This window comes from Haloferula sp. A504 (genome assembly GCF_044385805.1).
In the GTDB taxonomy this organism is placed as follows: domain Bacteria; phylum Verrucomicrobiota; class Verrucomicrobiia; order Verrucomicrobiales; family Akkermansiaceae; genus Haloferula.
On sequence record NZ_JBISBU010000167.1, the window covers coordinates 1 to 889 of the forward strand.

Below are 889 nucleotides of genomic sequence, written 5' to 3' on the forward strand. Positions count from 1 at the left end.
ACAAGCCCTTCCCCGAAGTTAAACTATCACTCCCCACGAGTTATGGAAAAAACATCACTTTGCCCCTTGCCAAACAAGCAGCCATAGCAACGTCAGAGGCTAGGCAACCCGCTACGGGAGCCGCACGTTGATACACGATTGAGGGTTCTAATCACGTTGAAAATCCGACTCGGAGCGGGTAGTGGGGTTGCCTACGCCGGCTTGTTCGACGATGCGTTTTCGAGACCTGGCGGGCGCTCCGTTGCTCGTGCCATAATCATCCTCGACGAAGGAGTCCGGATTTGGTGCAAGGCACCGCCTGGATCAAAGGAAAGCGGCCAGCGACAGTCGGCTTCAAGGATCTCAGCGATCATCTCAGGATAATCCGGATGAAGGAAAATCGTCTTCTCCAAGGAAGTGTTGAGCTCGCTCAAGGCTGGGTATCGGCTCATGAAGAGGAACGCCTTAAACCACTCCTTGTCGGAAAGTCGGGTCTTGAGTCTGGTAGGGACGGTAGCTCCGTGCTTCTCGATCAGCGCGATCATCTTCTCTGGGTCATGGCCCGCGGAACGACACTCGATAACGGTGGAGCCGGACCGCAATGCCAAGGACTTGAACGCAAGCTCAATCGCTAGGGCAAACAAGTGGTCCTTAGGAAATCCCCACTGGCGCTCGCCTGCCACCAGCGCGAGTGCTGCAAATTGAATCGCGGTGTGTGCGTAGGAGACACCATCGATGACCGACATCGGCAAGTTCCGGTCGGCTTCAGGAAGCTTATCTAGATCGATGTAGGCCACCGTTTGGTAATTCTCTGTCGATTGAGGTAGGGACGCCGGTCGCCCGGCGCCCCCCTCGCAGATCCCGGCGTGCGGAACTACCGCACCGGGCTCCTCGGATGGACGCGCAGCGG

Annotated in this window: 1 protein-coding gene; it reads right to left on the minus strand. The window is 57.1% G+C overall.

Annotated elements, in window-relative coordinates:
• Positions 1-191 precede the first annotated feature (191 nt).
• Positions 192-776 (minus strand): hypothetical protein, encoded by a 585-nt coding sequence (locus ACG2LG_RS23980; protein WP_396263413.1) that lies wholly within the window; start codon positions 774-776, stop codon positions 192-194.
• Between the last annotated feature and the right edge of the window lie 113 nt (positions 777-889).